A 1,628-nucleotide genomic window follows, 5' to 3' on the forward strand; every position below is an offset into this window, starting at 1 on the left:
TTGTAGGATATGCACAAAAGACGGATATAGTATTAGAAAATACCAATCCCTTACAAGGCGATAAACGGTATGCGAGATTTGATAAAGTACCAGAATATCAAGCGGATAATATTATCGCAAAAGTAACTTATATTACAGAATACAAACAAAAAGACGGCTATGTCGTCTTAGGAATTGAGGTGTAAAATGACTAACTTTTTAAGAGCTGTCGAAGCTCGTAAATTAAACGAACAATCAATAGGAAATGTAGAAGAAAAATTGTTTGAAAGGATTAAGAGTGATGCTGAAATGGGTTATTTAGATACTACACTATATAAACCGATTGAAAATGTAGAAAATCAAGCTATGGTTAATTACTGTTTGTCAGATGAGGGACGAACTAAACTGTTATCTCTAGGCTATATGGTAACAGATGAAAATGGAGTGGTTACGATTAGTTGGTAAAAAATAGCAGATAATCATAGCTTAAAACTATAACAAACATCTATGGCTGATAGAGTTACATACTATATCAAAAATACTTGTAAAACGTTGTAAATACTAGGTTTATATGAGATAATAGTAATATAAAAGAAGTTAAAAAATAGATTAGAGGTATAATAATCATGAATAATATTAAGGAAAAAATCAAGGCTACAACACTTAAGCAACGTTTGGCGGTAGGTGCTGTCATTTTGGTTTTAATCGGTGGTGCTACTGGCATAGCCGTTCATCAAAATAATGTCGCAAGCGCTAAAGCAGAAAGCCGTCAAGAAAAAATCGAAGCTGACAAAAAATCTAAGGCTGATAAAATTGCTAAAGAAAAAGCCGATAAGGAAGCTAAAGCCAAGGCTGATAAAGAAGCTAAGGATAAGGCTCTCAAAGTGGAAGCCGATAAAAAAGCTAAAGAAAAAGCTGATAGTGAAGCTAAAGCTAAGGCAGAAGCTGAAAAAGCACAAGCCGAACAACAAGCGCAGGCGGTAGCGGCTCAACAGGCAGAGCAGCAAGCCCAACAGACGGTGGCACAACCAGAGCAACAACAACCTGATTATGGCTATGCACCTCAACCAGAAACACCAAGCGCACCAAGTAACTCAGCACCTGCACAAGAACCAGATAGAGCGATTGATTGGTCACAAGCTGGTCGTGATAAAGATGCGTTAGATTCTGGTAAAGGTCCTGCAGGCGGTTCAACACCGTGGGATTGATATTGCTAATAAGAGAAATATCAATTAAATAATAAATATTAAGAGACAAGAAAATCAAAATTCTTGTCTTTTTTTCTTTCCCCAAAAACTATAAATTAAAATTGAAGCGTGCAGGTGGAGCGCTTTTTTACTTTGCAAAGTAAAAAAAGAAAGGATATTACATGAGTAATAAAGAACCTAAACAAACTCGTTTCCGTCAATGGAAGTCGGGCAAAAAGTGGCTATATAGCGCTACTGCTTTAGCTGTTTTAGTAGGTGGCGTTGCACTTCATCAAGTAGTGCCACTTGTCTCTCAAAAAGTTCAAGTGGTCTCGGCTGATGTCGTCAATGGCTCGCAAATCGGGACACTCAATGGTAAGCCTGTCGTTAAGGCGCAATCAAACGACATGGCGTCAAGTAGTTTCCAAGGCACGGTTGACGGACTTCTGGCAAGTGCTAACT

General features: G+C 37.8%; 3 protein-coding genes and 1 pseudogene. All 4 read left to right on the forward strand.

Annotated elements, in window-relative coordinates; translation table 11 throughout:
• Positions 1-185: pseudogene (locus ACYQ21_RS15480) on the forward strand (hypothetical protein); the annotation flags it as partial.
• Between the two features lies 1 nt (position 186).
• Positions 187-444 (forward strand): hypothetical protein, encoded by a 258-nt coding sequence (locus tag ACYQ21_RS15485; protein WP_460059570.1) that lies wholly within the window; start codon positions 187-189, stop codon positions 442-444.
• 161 nt (positions 445-605) lie between these two features.
• Positions 606-1,187: a hypothetical protein gene (locus tag ACYQ21_RS15490; RefSeq protein ID WP_460059571.1), complete on the forward strand. Its 582-nt coding sequence runs from the start codon at positions 606-608 to the stop codon at positions 1,185-1,187.
• A 161-nt stretch (positions 1,188-1,348) separates the two neighbouring features.
• The coding region (locus tag ACYQ21_RS15495) for a KxYKxGKxW signal peptide domain-containing protein (protein WP_460059572.1) at positions 1,349-1,628 on the forward strand (280 nt) is incomplete at its 3' end.

The organism is Pseudolactococcus yaeyamensis (assembly GCF_054658615.1).